Origin of the sequence: Citrobacter sp. XY323 (genome assembly GCF_025106035.1) — a bacterium.
GTDB classification, from domain to species: Bacteria; Pseudomonadota; Gammaproteobacteria; order Enterobacterales; family Enterobacteriaceae; genus Citrobacter; species Citrobacter braakii.
The window spans coordinates 322852-341945 of record NZ_JANYUK010000011.1 but is presented as its reverse complement, the minus strand read 5'-3'; the positions used below and the strand labels follow the sequence as shown (position 1 = coordinate 341945).

Here is a 19094-nt window from a genome sequence, read left to right as displayed (position 1 = left end):
TGATGGCAAGCAGTAACTTGATTAAACAATTGCAAGAGCGGGGGCTGGTGGCCCAGGTGACGGACGAGGAAGCGTTAGCAGAGCGACTGGCGCAAGGCCCGATCGCGCTCTATTGCGGCTTCGATCCTACCGCTGACAGCTTGCATTTGGGGCATCTGGTTCCATTGTTATGCCTGAAACGCTTCCAGCAGGCAGGCCATAAACCTGTCGCACTGGTGGGCGGCGCAACCGGTCTGATTGGTGACCCGAGCTTTAAAGCCGCTGAGCGTAAACTGAATACCGAAGACACCGTGCAGGAGTGGGTGGATAAAATCCGCAAACAGGTTGCACCGTTCCTCGATTTCGACTGTGGCGACAACTCGGCGATTGCTGCGAACAACTATGACTGGTTTGGCAGTATGAATGTACTGACTTTCCTGCGTGATATCGGCAAACACTTCTCCGTTAACCAGATGATCAACAAAGAAGCGGTGAAGCAGCGTCTGAACCGTGACGATCAGGGGATCTCTTTTACCGAGTTTTCTTACAACCTGCTGCAGGGTTATGACTTTGCCTGCCTGAACAAACTGCACGGTGTTGCGCTGCAGATTGGCGGTTCTGACCAGTGGGGCAACATTACTTCGGGTATCGATTTGACCCGTCGCCTGCACCAGAACCAGGTGTTTGGTCTGACCGTTCCGTTGATCACTAAAGCTGACGGCACGAAATTCGGTAAAACGGAAGGCGGCGCTGTGTGGCTGGATCCGAAGAAAACCAGTCCGTACAAATTCTACCAGTTCTGGATCAACACCGCCGATGCGGATGTTTATCGCTTCCTGAAATTCTTCACCTTCATGGACATTGAAGAGATCAATGCGCTGGAAGAAGAAGATAAAAATAGCGGTAAAGCGCCGCGCGCCCAGTATGTTCTGGCTGAGCAAGTAACGCGTCTGGTTCACGGCGAAGAAGGGCTGGTAGCGGCAAAACGTATTACCGAAAGCTTGTTCAACGGTAATCTGAGCGACTTGAGCGAAGCGGATTTCGAACAGCTGGCGCAGGATGGCGTGCCGATGATCGAGATGGACAAAGGTGCCGATCTGATGCAGGCGCTGGTGGACTCCGAGCTGCAACCTTCTCGCGGCCAGGCACGTAAGACTATCGCGTCTAATGCGGTGACCATCAACGGTGAGAAGCAATCCGATCCGGAATATTTCTTCCAGGAGAGTGATATCCTGTTCGGGCGCTACACCTTACTGCGCCGTGGCAAGAAGAACTATTGTCTGATTTGCTGGAAGTAAGATTTAGTTAGCAGGGGCGTGGGAAACTACGCCCCTTTATTTTTTCAGGGTTGTGGTAAGTAAAATGAAGAATATCCTCGCCATCCAGTCCCACGTTGTTTTTGGTCATGCGGGCAACAGTGCAGCAGAATTTCCAATGCGTCGTCTTGGCGCAAATGTCTGGCCGCTGAATACCGTTCAGTTTTCTAACCACACACAGTACGGCAAATGGACCGGTTGCGTTATGCCGCCGAGTCATCTGACTGACATTGTCCAGGGTATTGCCGATATCGATAAACTCCAGACTTGTGACGCAGTACTGAGCGGCTATCTTGGCTCGGCTGAACAGGGCGAGCATATTCTGGGTATTGTACGCAAAGTAAAAGCGGCCAATCCGCAGGCGAAATATTTTTGTGACCCGGTGATGGGCCATCCGGAAAAAGGGTGTATCGTCGCGCCGGGCGTAGCGGAGTTTCATGTACGCCATGCGCTTCCGGCCAGCGATATTATCGCCCCGAATTTGGTTGAGCTCGAAATTCTGTGCGAGCATGCGGTGAATAATGTCAATGAGGCCGTGGCGGCAGCGCGTGAGCTCATAGCTCAGGGACCAGAAATTGTGCTGGTGAAGCATCTGGCTCGCGCGGGTATCAGCGCAGATCGTTTCGAGATGCTGTTAGTTACTGCTGAACAGGCATGGCATATCAGCCGACCGTTAGTCGATTTTGGCGCTCGTCAACCGGTTGGCGTGGGTGATGTCACCAGCGGCTTATTGTTGGTTAAACTGCTGCAGGGCGCGTCTTTACAGCAGGCGTTGGAGCACGTGACGGCGGCGGTGTACGAAGTGATGATTGCTACCAAAAAAATGCACGAGTATGAGCTGCAGGTTGTGGCTGCGCAGGATTGTATCGCGAAGCCTGAACACTACTTCAGCGCGACGCAGCTGTAAGCAATGCCCGATGGCGCTCACGCTTATCGGGCCTGCGTTTGGCTGTAGGCCGGGTAAGCGCAAGCGCTACCCGGCAACAACAATTAATTTAACCCTTCTGCTTTCAACGCCGCGGCAACCGCCGGACGTTCAGCCATACGCGCCATATACGCATCGATATTGCTTAATCCTGCCATATTCAGCTTAACCGCATAGGCCCAACGCAGCACGGTGAACAGATAGGCGTCCGCAATGCTGAAGCGCGAACCGCAGATCCATTGGTTATCTTGCAGCGCGTCGTTCACATACTGCATTTTTTTCTCCAGCAGCGCGCGAACGGTTGGCTTGAAGTCTTCCGGCGTATCGGGACGGAACAGTGGGGTAAAGCCTTTATGCAGTTCTGTCGCAATGTAGTTAAGCCATTCAATGGTTTTGTAACGGGAGAGGCTGCTGGTCGGGGCAAGGAGTTGACGGTCTGGAACGGTGTCCGCCAGGTATTGCATGATGGCGACGCCTTCGGTCAGTAGCGTACCGTCATCCAGCAGCAGCGCGGGAACTTGCCCTTTTGGGTTTACCGCGAAAAAATCATCGCCGTTTTCCAGACGCTTCTTCATCAGATCAACACCATCCAGCGTGAAATCTTTACCGCTCTCACGAAGTGTGATGTGGGAAGCAAGAGAACAAGCGCCCGGTTTGTAGAACAGTTTCATCGGTAACTCCTTTTGGCTGAGGTATATCGTATGGTAGTGCTAGCTCAGGCAAAAAAAAAGCCGCTAACACCAGTTAGCGGCCTGAAAAAGAGTTTCCCTGAGAATTACGCTGTTGCGGCCTTAGAGGCTTTCTCATTGACGTCATCGTCCTGAGTCATACGATTCAGTTTCGGTGCCGTCAACAGCATCAGAACAGCGATAACAGCCGTAGCAACACCAATCTGCAGGAACACACGACCGTAGACTTCAAGGGACATCAGCGGGTCAGTGACGTTCTCTGGTACAGCCATCATGTTGGCTACGTAACCACCGATGATGTTTGCACCGGCAGTGGTCAGGAACCAGCTACCCATGATGAAGCCCATCAAGCGTTGCGGAACCAACTGAGCCACCATTGCCAGACCCAGACCGGAGATCATCAGTTCACCGATACTTTGCAGACCGTAGCAGATGATCAGCCAGTTAACGGAAACGATGCCCGCATCGGTAGCGAATTTAGCACCCAGCGGTAGGATCAGGAACGCACCGGAACACAGCACCATACCAATCGCAAACTTGGTTGGCATCGGCAGGGTATCACCCATCTTGTTATAGATAGCGGCGAGGATTGGGCTACCAATGATGATCCAGAACGGGTTCAGTGCCTGGTACTGCTCAGGTTCGAAAGCAATGCCAAGAATAGAGTGCTCAACGTTACGAATCGCGAAGAAGTTCAGTGAGGTCGGCATCTGGCTGTACAGCACGAAGAAGATAATCGCTTCCAGCATCAGAATGAAGGCGACGATCATTTTACGACGCGCAGCACCGTGCATGGTGAATGCTTCTTTACCGAAGATAAACACGATACCCAGAGCAATGACGCCCAGAACCATACGAGCGATCTGCTGGTTGTGCAGCAACCAGGTTGCAATCGCGATCAGTACCACGACGCCAACAATAGTCAGCAACAGGTTACGGAAGTTGATCGGCTCAAAGTCAGGTTTAGAACCGTACTGTTTAACCCAGCGCTGACAGAATGCGAAGTTAACAACGGTAATCAGCATACCCACGACGCTCAGAGCGAACGCGGTGCTCCAGCCGTAATGCGCAGCCAACCACGGTGTTGCCAGCATAGAGAAGAATGAACCGATGTTGACGGACATGTAGTACATGGTAAATGCACCATCAAGACGCGGGTCATCTTTGGCATAGCAGGTAGAGAGCAGGGATGATGGGTTTGCTTTAAACAGGCCATTACCGACCGCGATGGCCGCCATGCCCATATAAACGATACCCGCATCGTGACCAGACCATGCTACCAACGCATAACCGATGGCCAGGACAACGGCACCCAGCATAATGACACGTTTTGTACCCAGAACTTTATCACCTAACCAGCCGCCAATAGCAACCAGACCGTACACCAGGGCGCTAAAGGACGAGAAAAGGGTGATGGAATCCGCTTCTGACATACCCAGTTGTTTAACCAGGTAGACGGCCATAATTCCTTGCAGGCCGTAATAACCAAAACGCTCCCACAGCTCAATAGAGAAAATGAGATAGAACGCTTTTGGTTGTTTGAAGGCGTTTAAACTCACGCTTTCTGTTGGTTTATTGTTTGCAGTAGACACTTTTACCTCTTTTTTTACATCCCATATCAACGGGGGTGTTCAGGCACGTGATGAGTCAAGTTCATCCGTCCGATTGTTATAGTGGGAGGGGAAACGGCAAGTAATGTTCACTATCTTGACCATTCAGACAAGTGGTTTGTAATAATCTGTTACATATATCATGACTGGTGAAATCGTCGGGACTGTGAAATGTTATCTAGCGTTAAATTTCTTCATTTGAAAAATGGCAGATTTTTACACTGTTTAATCAGGGTAAAAACCGCAATGTGGCGATATGTTCTGCTATTTGCGCTTGAATCCAGTGATATAGGCCATTATCTGAAAAATAGCCAGTGTAATGTTTTGTTTAGAAACTGTTCAGTTAGGTCATCTGATTGTCACTTTAACTAAAAAATAAATATTTTTTAACATTGTGTTATCTGGATGATCTGGATCACGTATAGATAGAAATTTCTTTTACTAAAAAAACGATTAACCTGCTCAGGTGTTAATTAACAAGAATATTGCATTAGATATGCGCGGTTGAACGGCATCATTGTCGGGAAAATAAACCCAGGGGAGTGCATAACTAATCGTTATGTTAGCGAGGGGCAAGCAGTATGCCCCGGCAGCATCAGATATCGACTTTCTCTTTGAATTCGCAAAGATCTTCGATAATGCAGGAACCGCAGCGCGGCTTTCTGGCTATACAGGTGTAGCGGCCATGAAGAATTAACCAGTGATGGCAATCGACTTTAAATTCACTGGGTACGACTTTCAGCAGCTTCTCTTCAACCTGCTCAACGTTTTTACCCGGGGCGAACTGGGTACGATTACAAACGCGAAAAATATGGGTATCTACGGCAATAGTGGGCCAGCCAAAGGCGGTATTTAACACCACATTAGCCGTCTTTCGCCCAACCCCGGGCAGGGCTTCTAATGCGGCCCGGTCTTCAGGCACTTCACCATTATGTTGCTCCAGCAGAATGCGGCAGGTTTTAATCACGTTCTCCGCTTTGCTGTTAAACAAACCGATTGTCTTGATGTAGGACTTAACCCCTTCAACGCCAAGCTCCAGCATCGCGGCTGGCGTATTGGCGATGGGGTAGAGCTTAGCCGTCGCTTTATTGACGCTGACATCGGTGGCCTGCGCGGAGAGCAAGACTGAAATCAGCAGTTCGAACGGCGATGTAAAATTTAGCTCGGTTGTTGGATGCGGATTGTTCTCACGCAGGCGCGTCAGTATTTCCAGCCGTTTTGCTTTGTTCATTACACATTCCCTGTTTCACCAGCCGGACTGTCCGTGACAGCCGCCTCGGCACGACGTTTCTTCATTTTCTCATCAATCAGATACTTAACTGCCAGCATCAGACCCAGGCCAATAAACGCGCCTGGTGGCAGCATGGCCAGCAGAAACGGCGTATCGGTATGAAAGATCTCAACGCGCAATACTTTGGCCCAGCTACCCAACAAACCGTCTGCGCCATCAAAGAGTGTACCGTTACCAATTATTTCACGTAGCGAGCCCAGAACAAACATGGCGCCAGTTGCGCCCATGCCGATGGAAAAACCATCGAGTGCGGATAGCGCAGGGCCTTTTTTGGCTGCGAAGGCTTCAGCGCGGCCAACAACAATACAGTTGGTCACAATCAGCGGGATAAAGATGCCCAGAGACTGATACAGGCCAAAAGCGTAGGCATTGATCAACATTTGCACCGCGCTCACCACGGAGGCGATGATCATGACATAAATCGGAATACGTATTTCAGGCGGTGTCCAGCGACGAAGGGCGGAAATCGTCAGGTTCGTCAGCGTCAGGACGAGCGTAGTCGCGAGTCCCAGGCCCAGCGCGTTAGTGGCGGTCGAGGTGACGGCCAACAGCGGACACATCCCGAGTAACTGCACAAGCGCGGAGTTATTTTTCCATAACCCTTGGACAATAACGTCTTTAATTTCGCTCATGGTTTATTCTCCACAGGCGCTAAGTTGAGGAAGTTGCGCGGGCAGCGTCTGCGCATACAAACCGGCGCGTTTTACTGCATTAACTACCGCACGCGGCGTAATGGTTGCGCCAGTAAACTGGTCAAAGTCGCCGCCGTCTTTTTTCACCGCCCAGTGAGCGTCGTTACCCGCAGCGATCGTTTTGCCGCTAAAGTGGGTGATCCAGTCGGACAGTCGCAGTTCGATTTTATCGCCCAGCCCTGGCGTTTCATGATGTTCGGTCACCCGCGTACCCAACACGGTACCCGAAAAATCGACACCAACCAGCAGTTGAATAGCCCCGGAATAACCATCTGGCGCCGTAGCTTCAAGAATTGCTGCAACGGGACGATCGTCCTGGCGGGCAATATACACTCGGTGAGTGCCTTTGCCCAACGCTTGCGCATCGACCAGATAACAACTTTCGGACAAGTTATTATTGTAGCGATCGCCTGGCAGAACCTGATCGAACAGCGTTTTTTGCTGCAGCGCGGCTTGTTCATCAATGGTGGACTTGGTTAATTGATTGATTGCCGCGGTTAACCCCGTCGAGCCCGCTGCAAACAGTGCCAGAGTAATACCGTGTTTACGAATCGTTTTCAGCATAGGGAGTCCTTAGCGATGTCCGTACACGCGAGGGCGGGTGTAATAATCAATCAGGGGAACCGTGATATTTGCCAGCAATACGGCAAAAGCCACGCCATCAGGATAACCGCCAAAACTGCGAATCAACCACACTAACAGGCCCGCAAGTGCGCCAAAAATCAGGCGACCACGGTTGGTAGTTGATGCTGTAACGGGATCGGTAAGAATAAAGAATGCTCCCAGCATGGTCGCGCCGGAAAGTAGGTGCAACTGGGGCGATGCCAGCGAATCTGGCGAGAAAATCCAGCCTAAAGTGGCACAAACGGCGAGCGACAGCAGGAAGCTAACCGGGATATGCCAGCGAATCGCTTTCTGCCATAGCAACACGACGCCGCCCACCAGCCAGGCAAGGTTAACCCACTGCCAGCCAGCGCCTGCAAGCATGCCGCTGTAGATTGGGTATTGCATCACCTGCTCAACAGTACGTCCCGCATGCAGCGAAGTCTTAAAGGTATCGAGAGGTGTTGCCTGACTGATACCATCAATACCCATACGCAGCGTGTTCATATCCCCGCCACTGGCGGTATGTCCGCTAAAGATAACGTTCAGGGCGTCAAAAAAACCAGGCACAGTCGCCGCAATTTCATGCGGCGGCAGCCAGCTTGTCATCTGTACCGGGAATGAAATCAGCAGCACCACGTAACCAATCATGGCGGGGTTAAACGGGTTCTGACCGAGGCCGCCATACAGCTGTTTAGCAATGATAACGGCGAATACCGTGCCTAAAACTACCATCCACCAGGGGGCGAGCGGGGGAATACTCACGGCCAGCAGTAACCCGGTGAGCAATGCGGAGTTGTCTTGTAAAATCGCGACAATGGGTTGTTTGCGCAGTTTAAGCACGCCCGCTTCGGCGGCGATAGCGCTGATGGCGGCCAGAACTATCTGGAACAACGTACCCCAGCCAAAGAACCACAGCTGAGCGGCGATCCCCGGCAATGCAGCCAGTAACACCAGCATCATGATACGCGATGTCTGGCGCTGGTTATGGGTATAAGGGGAGCTTGCTATTCTGAATACCATTTATTCCTCGTTTACAACCTGCTGCTGGGCGGCTTTCTTTGCCTGAGCGCGTGCAATAGCGGCCGCGACGGCGGCTTTACGCGGATCCACCGGTTCGACTGTTTCCGTAACCGTCTGCTGCTCGAGCTTGCGGGCTTTGGCGCGGGCAATAGCCGCTTCCACGGCGGCTTTACGCGGATCCACCGGTTCGACCGTTTCCGTAACCGCCTGCTGTTCGAGCTTGCGGGCTTTGGCGCGGGCGATAGCCGCTTCCACGGCGGCTTTACGCGGATCCACCGGTTCGACCGTTTCCGTAACCGTCTGCTGCTCGAGCTTGCGAGCTTTGGCGCGGGCGATAGCCGCTTCCACGGCGGCTTTACGCGGATCGACCGGTTCGGCCGTTTCCGTTACGGCTTCCTGCTCAAGCTTGCGGGCTTTGGCACGAGCGATTGCCGCTTCCACGGCGGCTTTACGCGGATCGACCTCTGTACTGCTGCCTCCTGTTTGGGGAGGGTTTTCCATCCGGGTTGCGCGAGCTTGCGCCTTACGCGCCTCGCGTGCGGCAATCACGGCACTATTGTCAGGTTTTTCGCCAGCCTGAATGACTACCGGCTGCATTGCCTGAGCCTGCTTTTCTTTTACGCGAGCCAGCGCGGCGGCAATGGCATCATGATCTTTAGCCGCAGGCTGAACGGCAGCGCTTTTGTGACGTTCAAGACGAGCTGCTTTTTCACGTTCTAGTCTCGCCTGTCGGGCTTCAAATCGCGCTTTCGCTTCAGCGGCACGTTTTTCTTCCTGACTAATGGCATAAATTTCGGCTTTTTCCTGACGGAAATACTGCACCAGTGGAATATTGCTTGGGCATACCCAGGCGCAGGCACCGCATTCAATGCAGTCCGCGATATTGTGCGCCGTTGCTTTGTCGTGCTGCTGCCCTTTACTGAACCAATAAAGCTGTTGCGGCAGGAGATCGGCCGGACAGGCATCGGCGCATGCGCTACAGCGAATGCAGCCTTTCTCTTCCGGCGTTTCTCCCATTTCACTGGCAGAGGGCGCCAGAAGACAGTTGGTTATCTTCACCACCGGTACATCCAGCCACGGCAGCGTAAAGCCCATCAGCGGCCCGCCCATAATCACCATCTGGTCGGCGGAAGGGCAGAAGCCCGCGTCGTTGAGCAGATGACGAACCGGCGTGCCTAAACGCGCCCAGACGTTGCCCGGACGGCTGACGGCTTCGCCGGTCAGCGTCACGACACGTTCGGTAATCGGTTCTCCGTCAATCACCGCACGTTTAATCGCGTAGGCGGTTCCAACGTTTTGCATCAGCACGCCGATATCTGAGGAGCGTCCCCCGTGGGGAACCTGCTTGCCGGTCAGGATTTGCGTTAACTGTTTGGCCCCGCCTGACGGGTACTTGGTGGGGATCACGCGTAAGCTGATATCGTGTGAATCAGCCAGCACCGCGCGCAGCATGGAAATTGCCTGTGGCTTGTTATCTTCAATGCCCAGTAGAATTTCGCGTGGCTGAAGAATATGCGCCAGGATGCGGATACCTTCGACGACCTGCGCCGCGCAGTCCTGCATCAGGCGGTCATCAGCCGTAATGTACGGCTCGCATTCAGCAGCGTTAATGATCAGCGTTTCAATTTTATCTCCGCCGCCCTGCAGCTTAACGCCGGTGGGAAAACCCGCGCCACCCAGTCCGGCGACGCCGAACTGGTGAATACGTGCGATCAGCTCTTCCCGGCTGCGGGAACGGTAATCGGCCCAGCCGTCTCGCTCAATCCAGCGATCTTCGCCATCGGCGTCAATAATAACGCTCAGCTCAGCTAATGCCGATGGATGTGCAGTAGAATGCGGCGCAATAGCAACAACGGTGCCTGACGTTGGCGCATGTACCGGAAGCATTTTACCACGCCCAAGGGTTAACGCCTGACCACGCAGCACGGTATCGCCTACGTTTACGCACAGCTCACCCTCCGCGCCAATATGTTGTTTCAGCGGAATAACAAAGCGTGGCGCCAGCGGAACCTGTCGCAGCGGCGTACCGTTCGACTGGGTCTTCATTTCTGGTGGATGAATGCCGCCATCAAAGTCCCAGATTTTGTTTTTTCTGAATGCAGAGAATAACTTAAACATGTTGTTCCACGGGAATGATGCGCACAGGGATGTTGTTTAAATCCCATTTCCAGCTATCAGGTGTCTCGGCCACCGGGCGTAATTCGATACATTGCGTCGGGCACGGATCAACGCACAGGTTGCACCCGGTGCAGAGATCGCTCATCACCGTGTGCATGGCGCGGGTCGCGCCCACGATCGCATCAACCGGGCAGGCCTGAATGCACTTTGTACAACCGATACAGTTATTTTCATCAATGACCGCCAGCATACGCACGGGGGTAACATCGTGTTCATCACCATCAATCGGCTGCGGGTCGACGTTCAGCAGGGCGGCAATTTTTAACATCACCGCTTCGCCACCGGGTGCGCAACGGTTGATTTTTTCGCCCTGAGATCCGATCGCTTCAGCGTAAGGATGACAGCCCGGATAGCCGCATTGTCCACACTGGCTTTGCGGGAGAATTTCATCAATTTTCTCCACGACAGGATCATCTTCGACGGCAAAACGTCGTGAGGCGTAACCCAAAATAGCGCCGAACGCCAGACCCAGTAGACTCACTGCGGCAACGGCAATCCAGATAGCATTCATTACAACTTCACCAAACCACTAAAGCCCATAAAGGCCAATGACATTAAACCAGCGGTAATCAGCGCAATCGCATTACCGCGAAACGGAGCAGGCACGTCCGCCACGGCGAGGCGTTCGCGGATCGCGGCGAACAGTACCATCACCAGTGAGAAGCCGACGGCGGCGGAAAAACCGTATAGCGCCGACTGTAAAAAGTTATGACCGAGGTTGATGTTCAGTAACGCCACGCCTAATACCGCGCAGTTAGTGGTGATCAACGGTAGGAAGATCCCCAGCAGGCGGTAAAGTGCAGGGCTGGTTTTGCGTACAACCATCTCGGTAAATTGCACGACGACGGCGATGACCAGAATAAAAGCCAGCGTACGCAGATAGATGAGATTGAGTGGAATGAGGATCCAGGTGTCAATCAGCCATGCGCAGATGGATGCCAGTGTCATGACAAACGTCGTGGCAAGGCCCATACCCATTGCGGTTTCCAGTTTTTTGGAAACGCCCATAAACGGGCAGAGCCCCAGAAACTTGACCAGTACAAAGTTATTGACCAGTACAGTTCCGACAAACAGCAGCAGGTAATCAGTCATTTTTCGGCCTGAAATAAAAAAGCCGCCTATTATCTGACAATCTACAACAGGCGACAACAGGTTAACTGTAGGGTTATTACGGATTCACAAACGTCGATTTAACGCGTTGCGAGCGTTTGAAATAGGGCACCAACAGTGCTGCAGCCAGCAATGGGAACAGCAGTTGGCGCACGGCAAAGGCGTCAGGAACCGGTGAAAACGCAAACGCTTTAATCGCCAGTAACACGGAGATCAGCAGCCATAGAATATAATGCTTAGGCACACAGGCTCTGCGTTTGAAAAACGCAATCGTCAGCCACAGCGTGTAATACCACATGGCAATCGCGGTAATAAAAGAGACGCCCCATAACAGCAAATTTGCCGTACTTTGCGCACCCAGCGTTTGGAAGGTTTGCGGTGTAGCCAGCGCAGTGACATAAAGTAATAACGCCAGCGAAGCGCTCAACAATGCGACTAACAGCCAGGCCAGTGGCCCAAGTAGCCAGCCCCCGATACGTTGTGCCGGTGTGGTAGTCATCTCTTCTCCAGGTTTACGCGCGCAATCAAACATGCCATTCATTTTGGGGCAATTATTATAAAGCTTTTAACGTTGAGCGCTACTTTCTTCTTTATTGCACGTAATGCCAGACTGATTTGGGTACCTGACCAACATCAAACAGACGACCTCCTGAGATAAGCTCCGCACGGCGATGGTCTGCAGCCCGATACATATTGATAATGTCGCTATCGTCGGTGAGCGTGTAGTTAAGATGGTCGAACAGTTTTTCCAGACTTTCGAGTGAACTGATTTTGCGGAATTTTAATAAGTAATCCTGAACAGTCATAAATGGAAATCCATATTAATAAAATAATACCAACGGAGTAGTAAATATAAATAATAAACAACCTGCACAGGTAAAAGCGGATTGACGCGCAAAAGTGAGAAGAGTGTTCATACCTGTGGAAAAGCAGGCGCTATGCGCACCTGCGGTAAGGGTAACGCGCTTCGCTACAGCAGGCAATATGCACCGGAGTGGGATGCGGCATTATTCCCTTTTTTTGACAAAATTCGATCTTTTGCAGCCAAACCCTGCCGTTACTCGATGTTAATTGCCGGGTTATAAGGGACTGCAGATGCTTATTTCTTCTGCACAGCAGCAACGGGCTCCGGTGGCTGGTAATTGTCAATATGATTGGCAACACCCAGCAGGATCACAGAGACGGTGAGAACAATCCAACCTGCTAATTCAATAAGACGATTCATTACTGATGACATTTGCTTTGATTTATCCATAAACACAGGCTGCAAATGTTACTAATCTCTCAATAATACAGCAAGATAATTGGGAACGATTTCTCCCTCTTTTTCGCTGCAAGTTAAGCATAAGTGGCATATGTTTGACTTAAGTTAATAAACAACCTTTGTAGCGCAATGGTTATTAAACTATTGAGACGTTGCAGGGTATGGTGTGAAATAGGTCGGTCCTGAATTGAGAGGCTATAACATGAGTGACAACATCCGCGTTGGGCTAATTGGCTATGGTTACGCCAGTAAAACCTTCCATGCCCCCCTGATTGTGGGCACACCGGGCCTCGAACTGGCTGCGGTTTCCAGTAGTGATGAAGCAAAAGTGAAGGCAGACTGGCCAACGGTGGCGGTTGTTGCTGAGCCTAAACACCTTTTTAACGATCCTAATATCGACCTGATTGTGATCCCCACGCCTAATGACACTCACTTCCCGTTAGCGAAGGCTGCGCTGGAAGCTGGCAAACATGTGGTTGTTGATAAGCCTTTTACCGTGACACTGTCACAAGCACGCGAACTCGATGCGTTGGCACGTAGCCTTGGTCGCGTGCTGTCCGTTTTCCATAACCGCCGTTGGGACAGTGATTTTCTGACGTTGAAAGCCCTGCTGGCGGATGGCGTTTTGGGGGAGGTGGCGTATTTCGAATCCCATTTCGATCGATTCCGCCCCCAGGTTCGTGACCGCTGGCGTGAACAGGGGGGGCCGGGCAGCGGCATCTGGTATGATTTAGCACCGCATCTTCTGGATCAGGCGATTAACCTGTTTGGTTTGCCCGTCAGCATGACGGTAGACCTGGCTCAGCTTCGCCCAGGTGCGCAAGCGACGGATTACTTCCATGCCATCCTGACTTACCCGCAGCGTCGTGTGATTCTGCACGGCACCATGCTCGCTGCCGCTGAGTCGGCCCGTTATATCGTGCACGGATCGCGTGGCAGCTATGTGAAGTATGGTCTTGACCCGCAGGAAGAGCGCCTGAAAAATGGCGAGCGACTGCCTCAGGAAGACTGGGGTTACGACATGCGCGATGGCGTGTTGACGCGAATAGAAGGCGAAGAGCAGGTTGAAGAGACCTGGCTGACTGTACCGGGTAATTACCCGGCGTACTATGCTGGCATTCGTGATGCGCTAAATGGTCACGGTGAAAACCCGGTACCGGCGAGACAAGCTATTCAAATCATGGAGCTGATTGAGCTGGGTCTTGAATCGGCGAAACATCGCTCGACGCTGTGCCTTGCCTGATTAGGCAAATGCCGGATGGTGATGCTCAGCATCTCATCCGGCACTTTAACCGTCACGCTGCGGCGACTTTCTCGCGCAGGGCACGTTTTTCTTCGATACTCAGAAATGCCATTTCCAGGCCGTTGATTTGCGCCTGACGGATCTGTTCGCGCGTGAGTCCTGCTGCTGGCGCGGCAATGGTGTACTCGTGAATAATATCCACACCCTGTACCGCCGGATCGTCCGTATTCAAGCTGGCTAAAACGCCATGCTCAAGGAATGTTTTCAGCGGGTGGGTTGCCAGAGAGGCGACGGTGCTGGTCTGAATGTTCGATGTCAGGCAGGATTCGATGCCGATACGGTGTTCGGTGAGGTAATCCATCAACGCACGGTCTTCAACGGCTTTTACGCCGTGACCAATACGTTCTGCGCCCAGCTCTTTAATAGCCTGCCAGATACTTTCTGGTCCCGCGGCTTCGCCCGCATGTACGGTAATACGCCAGCCGGCGTCGCGCGCCTGATTGAAATGCGACAGGAATAGACTGCCCGGGAAACCCAATTCGTCACCAGCCAGATCCAGTGCCGTAATATGGTCACGGTGGGCTAACAGCGCATCCAGTTCCTGCAGGCAGGCGGCTTCGCCGAAGGTACGGCTCATAATGCCAATTAAGCGAGCTTCGACGCCAAAGGTCTTGCAGCCCTCGCGTACGCCGGCAATGACGGCTTCAACCACGCCCGCAACCGGGAGCTGATGCGCCATCGCCATATAGCCGGGTGAAAAACGTAATTCTACATAGTGCAGGCCGTTACGTGCTGCATCCTCAATATTCTCAAATGCCACGCGGCGACACGCATCCAGCGAGGCCAGTACCTTCACGCCCCAGTCGAGCTTGGATAAAAAGCTCACTAAATCCGGCTCAGTTGATGTGACTTGCACATGAGGGATCAGCGTCTCCAGCGTTTGTGCCGGAAGCGTTAAATTGAACTGACGACCCAGTTCCAGGATCGTTTGGGCACGGATGTTACCATCAAGGTGGCGATGGACGTCGGTCAGGGGGAGGGAAGTATCAATCATGGTCGCACTCGTGTATTTAGGTAAAGTGCGTCGTATTATATGAAAAAATCGGGATAAAAAGCTATGTTGCGCAATGAATAATTTCATTGCGCAAACTTAATTAGCGTACAGAACGGATGGCGTTAATCAGCCCCTGAACGCCTTTTTCAAGCTTGGATCTTGGGCATCCGGCATTGAGGCGTACAAAACCGCGACCTTCTTCTCCGTAGGTATATCCCGGCATGATAGCGACTTTCTGCTGGTGGATGAGAACATCCTGCAAGGCATGGTCATCAATATTGAGCGGACGCAGGTCAATCCATGCCAGATAGGTGGATTGCGGAATCTGCCAGTTGAGTTCGGGGAATGCGGCATTAAGCTCACGCGCAACGTAATGCAGATTGCTGGCAAGATAATCGCGCAGCGCATCAAGCCAGCTTGCACCCTGTTGATAAGCGGCAATATGTGCGCTAAGCGCCAGCACCGCAGGCGAGGAAAGACCATCGCGGCCTTTTAACGCGCTGAGGTAATCGTTGCGGCTTTGAGCATCTTCAATGAGTCCGTAAGCCCCGGTTAGTGCCGGAATATTAAAACTCTTTGAGCCGGAAGTGAGCAGTGCCCAACTGCCACGCGCGACGTTACTCCACGGGATGTGCGGCCGGTCTGACCATACCATATCCATATGAATCTCATCGGAGATAACTTTTACACCATGGCGCTGACACAGTTCCGCCATGGCTTCCAGCTCGTCGCGCGTCCACACTTTGCCCGTTGGGTTTTGTGGGCTGCAAAGCAGAAGAATTTTGCTTTCAGGTCGAGACAGGGCTTTCTCCAGCGCAACCATGTCGCAAAACCAGCCGTCGGCGCGTTTTTCTAGTCCGACTGCGCACACCTGGCGCTGATTACCTTCAATCGCTTTGTAAAACGCATCGTACGCCGGAGTATGAATAACCACCGCATCGCCCACGGATGACCACTGGCGGATCAACTCCGACACCATATAGATGACCGAGGGGCCATATACCAGCGACTGAGGATCTATTTGGGTGTTATGTCGCGAAAGAAACCAGTGGCTTATCGCCGCCAGAAACTCATCGTTTTTCCAGCGGCTGTAACCCAACACGCCATGTGACAGGCGCTGAGTCAGCGCCTCCAGAATGCAAGGTGCGGTGGCAAAATCCATATCGGAGATGGTGAATGGCAGCAGGTCGGCTGAACCAAAACGGTCGGCAACGTAATCCCACTGAGTACACCAGGTACCGTGCCTGTCCACAACCTTTGAAAAATCAAACATATTGTTATCCTTAAGCCTGTACGGTGTTCATCAGAACCGCGATCTCGTCTTTCACTGACTGGACCTGCGGACCGATAACGACCTGAAGGTTATGCTGATTGAGTTGTACTACGCCAATGGCACGATTGTCCTTCAGAGCCTGTACGTTAACAAGCGACATATCTTTCACCGACAAGCGCAGACGGGTGATGCAATTATCCAGGCTGACAATGTTTTCCGCGCCGCCCAGCGCCGCCAGAATAGCAGGGACGTTGTAACCTGATTTACCCGGCGCTCCGGCCATTACTTTTTCGATATTGCTGGCAATTTCGACTTCACGGCCCGGCGTCTTCAAATTGAAGCGCGTGATGGCGAAGCGGAAGATCACGTAGTACACCGCAAACCAGATAGCCGCGACAACAGGGACCAGGTACCACTTGGTGGACAATCCGTGCAGGATGCCGAACACCACGAAGTCAATCAGGTTACCGTCAGTGTTACCGATAGTGACGCCAAGCACCGCCATCACGGTGAAGCCAAGACCGGTTAGCAGGGCGTGGATTACATACAGAACCGGAGCGACGAACAGGAATAAGAACTCAAGTGGTTCGGTTGTACCGCCGATGACACAGGCAATCAGACCAGAAATTAATAACCCTTTAATTTTATGACGATTTTCAGGGCGTGCGCAGTGGTACATGGCTAATGCCGCACCCGGTAAACCGCCGAGGAACGCCGGCATTTTACCCTGGGACAGGAAGCGTGTTGCGCTTTCAGAGAAACCTTGCGTTGTCGGGCAGCTCAGTTGAGCCTGGAAAATAGTCAGTGCGCCGCTCACGCTATGGCCGCAGACTTCCTGTGTGCCGCCAGCTTCGGTGAAGCGAATGAGTGCCACCAGAATATGGTGCAGGCCAAAAGGCAGCAACAGACGTTCACCGGTACCAAACAGCATAGGACCAAATTCCCCCGCGCTATTGATGATGTGACCGAGTCCGGTAATGCCCATGGCGAAAACCGGCCAAATCAGGGGAATGACCAGCCCGACCAATCCCATCACCACCGAGGAGATGATAGGCACAAAGCGCGTACCACCGAAAAACGCCAGCGCATCCGGCAGACGAATGTTGTGGAAGCGTTCATGCAGCATCCAGACAATGATCCCGGCAATAACGGCACCGAGGATCCCGGTGTCGATCGACTGGATCCCCAGAATGTTTTGCACGTTGTTGGCTTTCAGGATCGCCGCATCTGTGGTGGGTAAGATACCTTTGGCGGTTAACCAGAAATTGACGGCGAGGTTCATGACCGCATAACCAACAAAACCGGCAAACGCCGCAACGCCTTTGTTCTCGCGCGCCAGGCCCAGAGGAATGGCAATACAGAACATGACTGGCAGGAAGCTAAACGCAAATGAGCCAACTTTACTCATCCAGGTAAAGATGGCCTGCAGCAGCGGATTCCCCAACGCCGGGATCAGCGTTAAGACATCATGGCTGCTCAACGAGCTGCCGATCCCCAACATGATCCCGCAAAATGAAAGCAGCGCTACAGGCAGCATAAAGGTTTTGCCCAACTGCTGGAAAAATTCCCATAACGTTATTTTTGGTGTGGTTCTCGCCGTCATCAAACGACTCCTTGTAAAGGCTAGCTGACTAATGATGGCGAGAAGATAAAACGTTTTACCTAATTTTAGTGCGGTATAAATCACATTATCGAACGATAATAGGGGGTATAAATATAAGTGATTGATAAAACGTTTTATCCGTCACGTTATCAGGGAGTTTTCTGTTTTTATGGCTATAGCCAAAAAAATAACCATCCATGATGTTGCGCTGGCTGCAGGGGTTTCGGTCAGCACCGTCTCATTGGTGCTCAGTGGAAAAGGGCGAATTTCATCAGCGACCGGGGAGCGGGTGAATGCTGCTATTGAGCAACTGGGGTTTGTGCGTAACCGCCAGGCATCAGCGCTGCGCGGCGGGCAGAGCGGAGTAGTTGGTTTGATTGTACGCGATCTCTCAACGCCGTTTTACGCCGAGCTGACGGCGGGTCTGACGGAAGCGTTAGAAGCGCAGGGGCGCATGGTCTTCTTACTGCACGGCGGTAAAGATGGGGAGCAGCTGGCGCAGCGTTTCGCGATGTTACTCAACCAGGGGGTGGATGGCGTGGTCATTGCCGGGGCCGCCGGTAGCAGTGATGCACTGCAACAGTTGGCCGCTGATAAAGGGATCCCGGTGGTATTTGCATCACGCGCCAGCTACATGGATGACGCAGACACCGTCAGGCCCGATAACATGCAGGCTGCACAGTTACTGGTTGAACATCTTATCCGCCACGGACACCAGCGTATTGCCTGGCTGGGCGGGCAGAGTTCTTCATTGACTCGCGCAGAGCGCGTCGGCGGTTATTGTGCAACGTTACTAAAATATGGTTTACCGTTTCATAGCGACTGGGTGTTGGAGTGCTCATCCAGCCAGAAGCAGGCCGCAGAAGAGGTAACGGCGCTGTTACGCCGCAATCCCACGATCAGCGCGGTGGTGTGCTACAACGAAATAATCGCCATAGGCGCTTGGTTTGGCCTGATGAGAGCAGGACGTCAGAGTGGTGAAATTGGTGTCGATCGCTATTTCGAACAGCAAATATCGTTGGCCGGATTCGCTGATGTGGCGGAAAACGCGTTGGACGATATCCCGATTACCTGGGCCTGTTCGCCTGCGCGTGAAATGGGATACACCCTTGCTGAACGTATGCTACAGCGCATTGCCCACGATGAAGGTCATTCACGCAATCTGACGCTTTCCGCTCGTCTGGTGGCGGCGAAATAAAAAAGCCCGATAAACACTATTATCGGGCCTGTCACTGACGAGT

At 52.5% G+C, this 19094-nt stretch carries 19 protein-coding genes; 4 read left to right on the top strand and 15 right to left on the bottom strand.

The genetic code is table 11. The annotated features are described in order from the left end of the window. The first annotated feature begins 2 nt into the window (after nucleotides 1–2). Together tyrS and pdxY are read left to right on the top strand one after the other, a co-directional pair. Complete coding sequence (gene tyrS, locus N0B36_RS15730) at nucleotides 3–1277, top strand: tyrosine--tRNA ligase (protein WP_003836431.1); 1275 nt, start codon at nucleotides 3–5, stop codon at nucleotides 1275–1277. A gap of 64 nt (nucleotides 1278–1341) precedes the next feature. Continuing rightward, a complete protein-coding gene (pdxY, locus tag N0B36_RS15725; RefSeq protein WP_019076734.1) occupies nucleotides 1342–2202 on the top strand; it encodes a pyridoxal kinase PdxY in 861 nt (286 codons plus the stop codon). An 83-nt stretch (nucleotides 2203–2285) separates the two neighbouring features. On the opposite strand, the gene gstA is transcribed toward pdxY, so the two are convergent. From gstA to blr, 12 genes are all read right to left on the bottom strand, one after another. Continuing rightward, complete coding sequence (gene gstA / locus N0B36_RS15720) at nucleotides 2286–2891, bottom strand: glutathione transferase GstA (protein WP_016153002.1); 606 nt, start codon at nucleotides 2889–2891, stop codon at nucleotides 2286–2288. Between the two features lie 104 nt (nucleotides 2892–2995). Beyond that, complete coding sequence (dtpA, locus tag N0B36_RS15715; RefSeq protein ID WP_016153003.1) at nucleotides 2996–4501, bottom strand: dipeptide/tripeptide permease DtpA; 1506 nt, start codon at nucleotides 4499–4501, stop codon at nucleotides 2996–2998. 613 nt (nucleotides 4502–5114) lie between these two features. After that, a complete protein-coding gene (nth, locus tag N0B36_RS15710; RefSeq protein ID WP_016153004.1) occupies nucleotides 5115–5750 on the bottom strand; it encodes an endonuclease III in 636 nt (211 codons plus the stop codon). Continuing rightward, nucleotides 5750–6442: an electron transport complex subunit E gene (locus N0B36_RS15705; RefSeq protein ID WP_016153005.1), complete on the bottom strand. Its 693-nt coding sequence runs from the start codon at nucleotides 6440–6442 to the stop codon at nucleotides 5750–5752. Before N0B36_RS15705 ends, nth begins: the two co-directional genes overlap by 1 nt. 3 nt (nucleotides 6443–6445) lie before the next feature. Further along, the gene (gene rsxG / locus N0B36_RS15700) at nucleotides 6446–7066 is read right to left on the bottom strand and encodes an electron transport complex subunit RsxG (protein ID WP_016153006.1); all 621 of its coding nucleotides are present in this window, start codon (nucleotides 7064–7066) and stop codon (nucleotides 6446–6448) included. 9 nt (nucleotides 7067–7075) lie between these two features. Further along, nucleotides 7076–8128 (bottom strand): electron transport complex subunit RsxD, encoded by a 1053-nt coding sequence (rsxD, locus tag N0B36_RS15695; RefSeq protein ID WP_137397051.1) that lies wholly within the window; start codon nucleotides 8126–8128, stop codon nucleotides 7076–7078. After that, a complete protein-coding gene (gene rsxC, locus N0B36_RS15690) occupies nucleotides 8129–10246 on the bottom strand; it encodes an electron transport complex subunit RsxC (RefSeq protein WP_141875159.1) in 2118 nt (705 codons plus the stop codon). After that, entirely contained in the window at nucleotides 10239–10817 is a 579-nt protein-coding gene (gene rsxB / locus N0B36_RS15685) for an electron transport complex subunit RsxB (protein ID WP_259688615.1), read from the bottom strand. The genes rsxC and rsxB overlap by 8 nt, the downstream gene beginning before the upstream one ends. Further along, nucleotides 10817–11398 carry an electron transport complex subunit RsxA gene (rsxA, locus tag N0B36_RS15680; protein ID WP_003029144.1) on the bottom strand — a complete coding sequence of 194 codons (582 nt, stop codon included), beginning with the start codon at nucleotides 11396–11398 and terminating at the stop codon, nucleotides 10817–10819. The genes rsxB and rsxA overlap by 1 nt, the downstream gene beginning before the upstream one ends. A 76-nt stretch (nucleotides 11399–11474) precedes the next feature. Next, on the bottom strand, nucleotides 11475–11915 hold the full coding sequence (locus tag N0B36_RS15675) for a DUF2569 domain-containing protein (protein WP_016153009.1): 441 nt from the start codon (nucleotides 11913–11915) through the stop codon (nucleotides 11475–11477). Between the two features lie 91 nt (nucleotides 11916–12006). Continuing rightward, nucleotides 12007–12222, bottom strand: a complete 216-nt coding sequence (gene ydgT / locus N0B36_RS15670) for a transcription modulator YdgT (RefSeq protein ID WP_003832804.1) — start codon at nucleotides 12220–12222, stop codon at nucleotides 12007–12009. A 293-nt stretch (nucleotides 12223–12515) separates the two neighbouring features. After that, on the bottom strand, nucleotides 12516–12641 hold the full coding sequence (blr, locus tag N0B36_RS15665; RefSeq protein ID WP_019076739.1) for a division septum protein Blr: 126 nt from the start codon (nucleotides 12639–12641) through the stop codon (nucleotides 12516–12518). Between the two features lie 241 nt (nucleotides 12642–12882). Here blr and N0B36_RS15660 point away from each other — a divergent pair, with 241 nt between their 5' ends. Further along, nucleotides 12883–13923 (top strand): oxidoreductase, encoded by a 1041-nt coding sequence (locus N0B36_RS15660; RefSeq protein WP_016153010.1) that lies wholly within the window; start codon nucleotides 12883–12885, stop codon nucleotides 13921–13923. A 52-nt stretch (nucleotides 13924–13975) separates the two neighbouring features. Here N0B36_RS15660 and add read toward each other — a convergent pair whose 3' ends face one another. From add to malX, 3 genes are all read right to left on the bottom strand, one after another. Then, nucleotides 13976–14977: an adenosine deaminase gene (gene add / locus N0B36_RS15655; RefSeq protein ID WP_259688614.1), complete on the bottom strand. Its 1002-nt coding sequence runs from the start codon at nucleotides 14975–14977 to the stop codon at nucleotides 13976–13978. Nucleotides 14978–15077: 100 nt separating this feature from the next. Beyond that, nucleotides 15078–16250 carry a MalY/PatB family protein gene (locus N0B36_RS15650; RefSeq protein WP_094169217.1) on the bottom strand — a complete coding sequence of 391 codons (1173 nt, stop codon included), beginning with the start codon at nucleotides 16248–16250 and terminating at the stop codon, nucleotides 15078–15080. 10 nt (nucleotides 16251–16260) lie between these two features. Continuing rightward, complete coding sequence (malX, locus tag N0B36_RS15645; protein ID WP_075848264.1) at nucleotides 16261–17853, bottom strand: maltose/glucose-specific PTS transporter subunit IIBC; 1593 nt, start codon at nucleotides 17851–17853, stop codon at nucleotides 16261–16263. Between the two features lie 169 nt (nucleotides 17854–18022). Here malX and N0B36_RS15640 point away from each other — a divergent pair, with 169 nt between their 5' ends. Then, on the top strand, nucleotides 18023–19051 hold the full coding sequence (locus tag N0B36_RS15640) for a Mal regulon transcriptional regulator MalI (RefSeq protein WP_016153014.1): 1029 nt from the start codon (nucleotides 18023–18025) through the stop codon (nucleotides 19049–19051). Nucleotides 19052–19094 lie beyond the last annotated feature (43 nt).

Coding starts and splice junctions, on each gene's coding strand:
- tyrS (WP_003836431.1), top strand. CDS start 3: ATGGCAAGCAGTAACTTGATTAAACAATTGCAAGAGCGGGGGCTGGTG.
- pdxY (WP_019076734.1), top strand. CDS start 1,342: ATGAAGAATATCCTCGCCATCCAGTCCCACGTTGTTTTTGGTCATGCG.
- gstA (WP_016153002.1), bottom strand. CDS start 2,891: ATGAAACTGTTCTACAAACCGGGCGCTTGTTCTCTTGCTTCCCACATC.
- nth (WP_016153004.1), bottom strand. CDS start 5,750: ATGAACAAAGCAAAACGGCTGGAAATACTGACGCGCCTGCGTGAGAAC.
- N0B36_RS15705 (WP_016153005.1), bottom strand. CDS start 6,442: ATGAGCGAAATTAAAGACGTTATTGTCCAAGGGTTATGGAAAAATAAC.
- rsxG (WP_016153006.1), bottom strand. CDS start 7,066: ATGCTGAAAACGATTCGTAAACACGGTATTACTCTGGCACTGTTTGCA.
- rsxD (WP_137397051.1), bottom strand. CDS start 8,128: ATGGTATTCAGAATAGCAAGCTCCCCTTATACCCATAACCAGCGCCAG.
- rsxC (WP_141875159.1), bottom strand. CDS start 10,246: ATGTTTAAGTTATTCTCTGCATTCAGAAAAAACAAAATCTGGGACTTT.
- rsxB (WP_259688615.1), bottom strand. CDS start 10,817: ATGAATGCTATCTGGATTGCCGTTGCCGCAGTGAGTCTACTGGGTCTG.
- rsxA (WP_003029144.1), bottom strand. CDS start 11,398: ATGACTGATTACCTGCTGCTGTTTGTCGGAACTGTACTGGTCAATAAC.
- N0B36_RS15675 (WP_016153009.1), bottom strand. CDS start 11,915: ATGACTACCACACCGGCACAACGTATCGGGGGCTGGCTACTTGGGCCA.
- ydgT (WP_003832804.1), bottom strand. CDS start 12,222: ATGACTGTTCAGGATTACTTATTAAAATTCCGCAAAATCAGTTCACTC.
- blr (WP_019076739.1), bottom strand. CDS start 12,641: ATGAATCGTCTTATTGAATTAGCAGGTTGGATTGTTCTCACCGTCTCT.
- N0B36_RS15660 (WP_016153010.1), top strand. CDS start 12,883: ATGAGTGACAACATCCGCGTTGGGCTAATTGGCTATGGTTACGCCAGT.
- add (WP_259688614.1), bottom strand. CDS start 14,977: ATGATTGATACTTCCCTCCCCCTGACCGACGTCCATCGCCACCTTGAT.
- N0B36_RS15650 (WP_094169217.1), bottom strand. CDS start 16,250: ATGTTTGATTTTTCAAAGGTTGTGGACAGGCACGGTACCTGGTGTACT.
- malX (WP_075848264.1), bottom strand. CDS start 17,853: ATGACGGCGAGAACCACACCAAAAATAACGTTATGGGAATTTTTCCAG.
- N0B36_RS15640 (WP_016153014.1), top strand. CDS start 18,023: ATGGCTATAGCCAAAAAAATAACCATCCATGATGTTGCGCTGGCTGCA.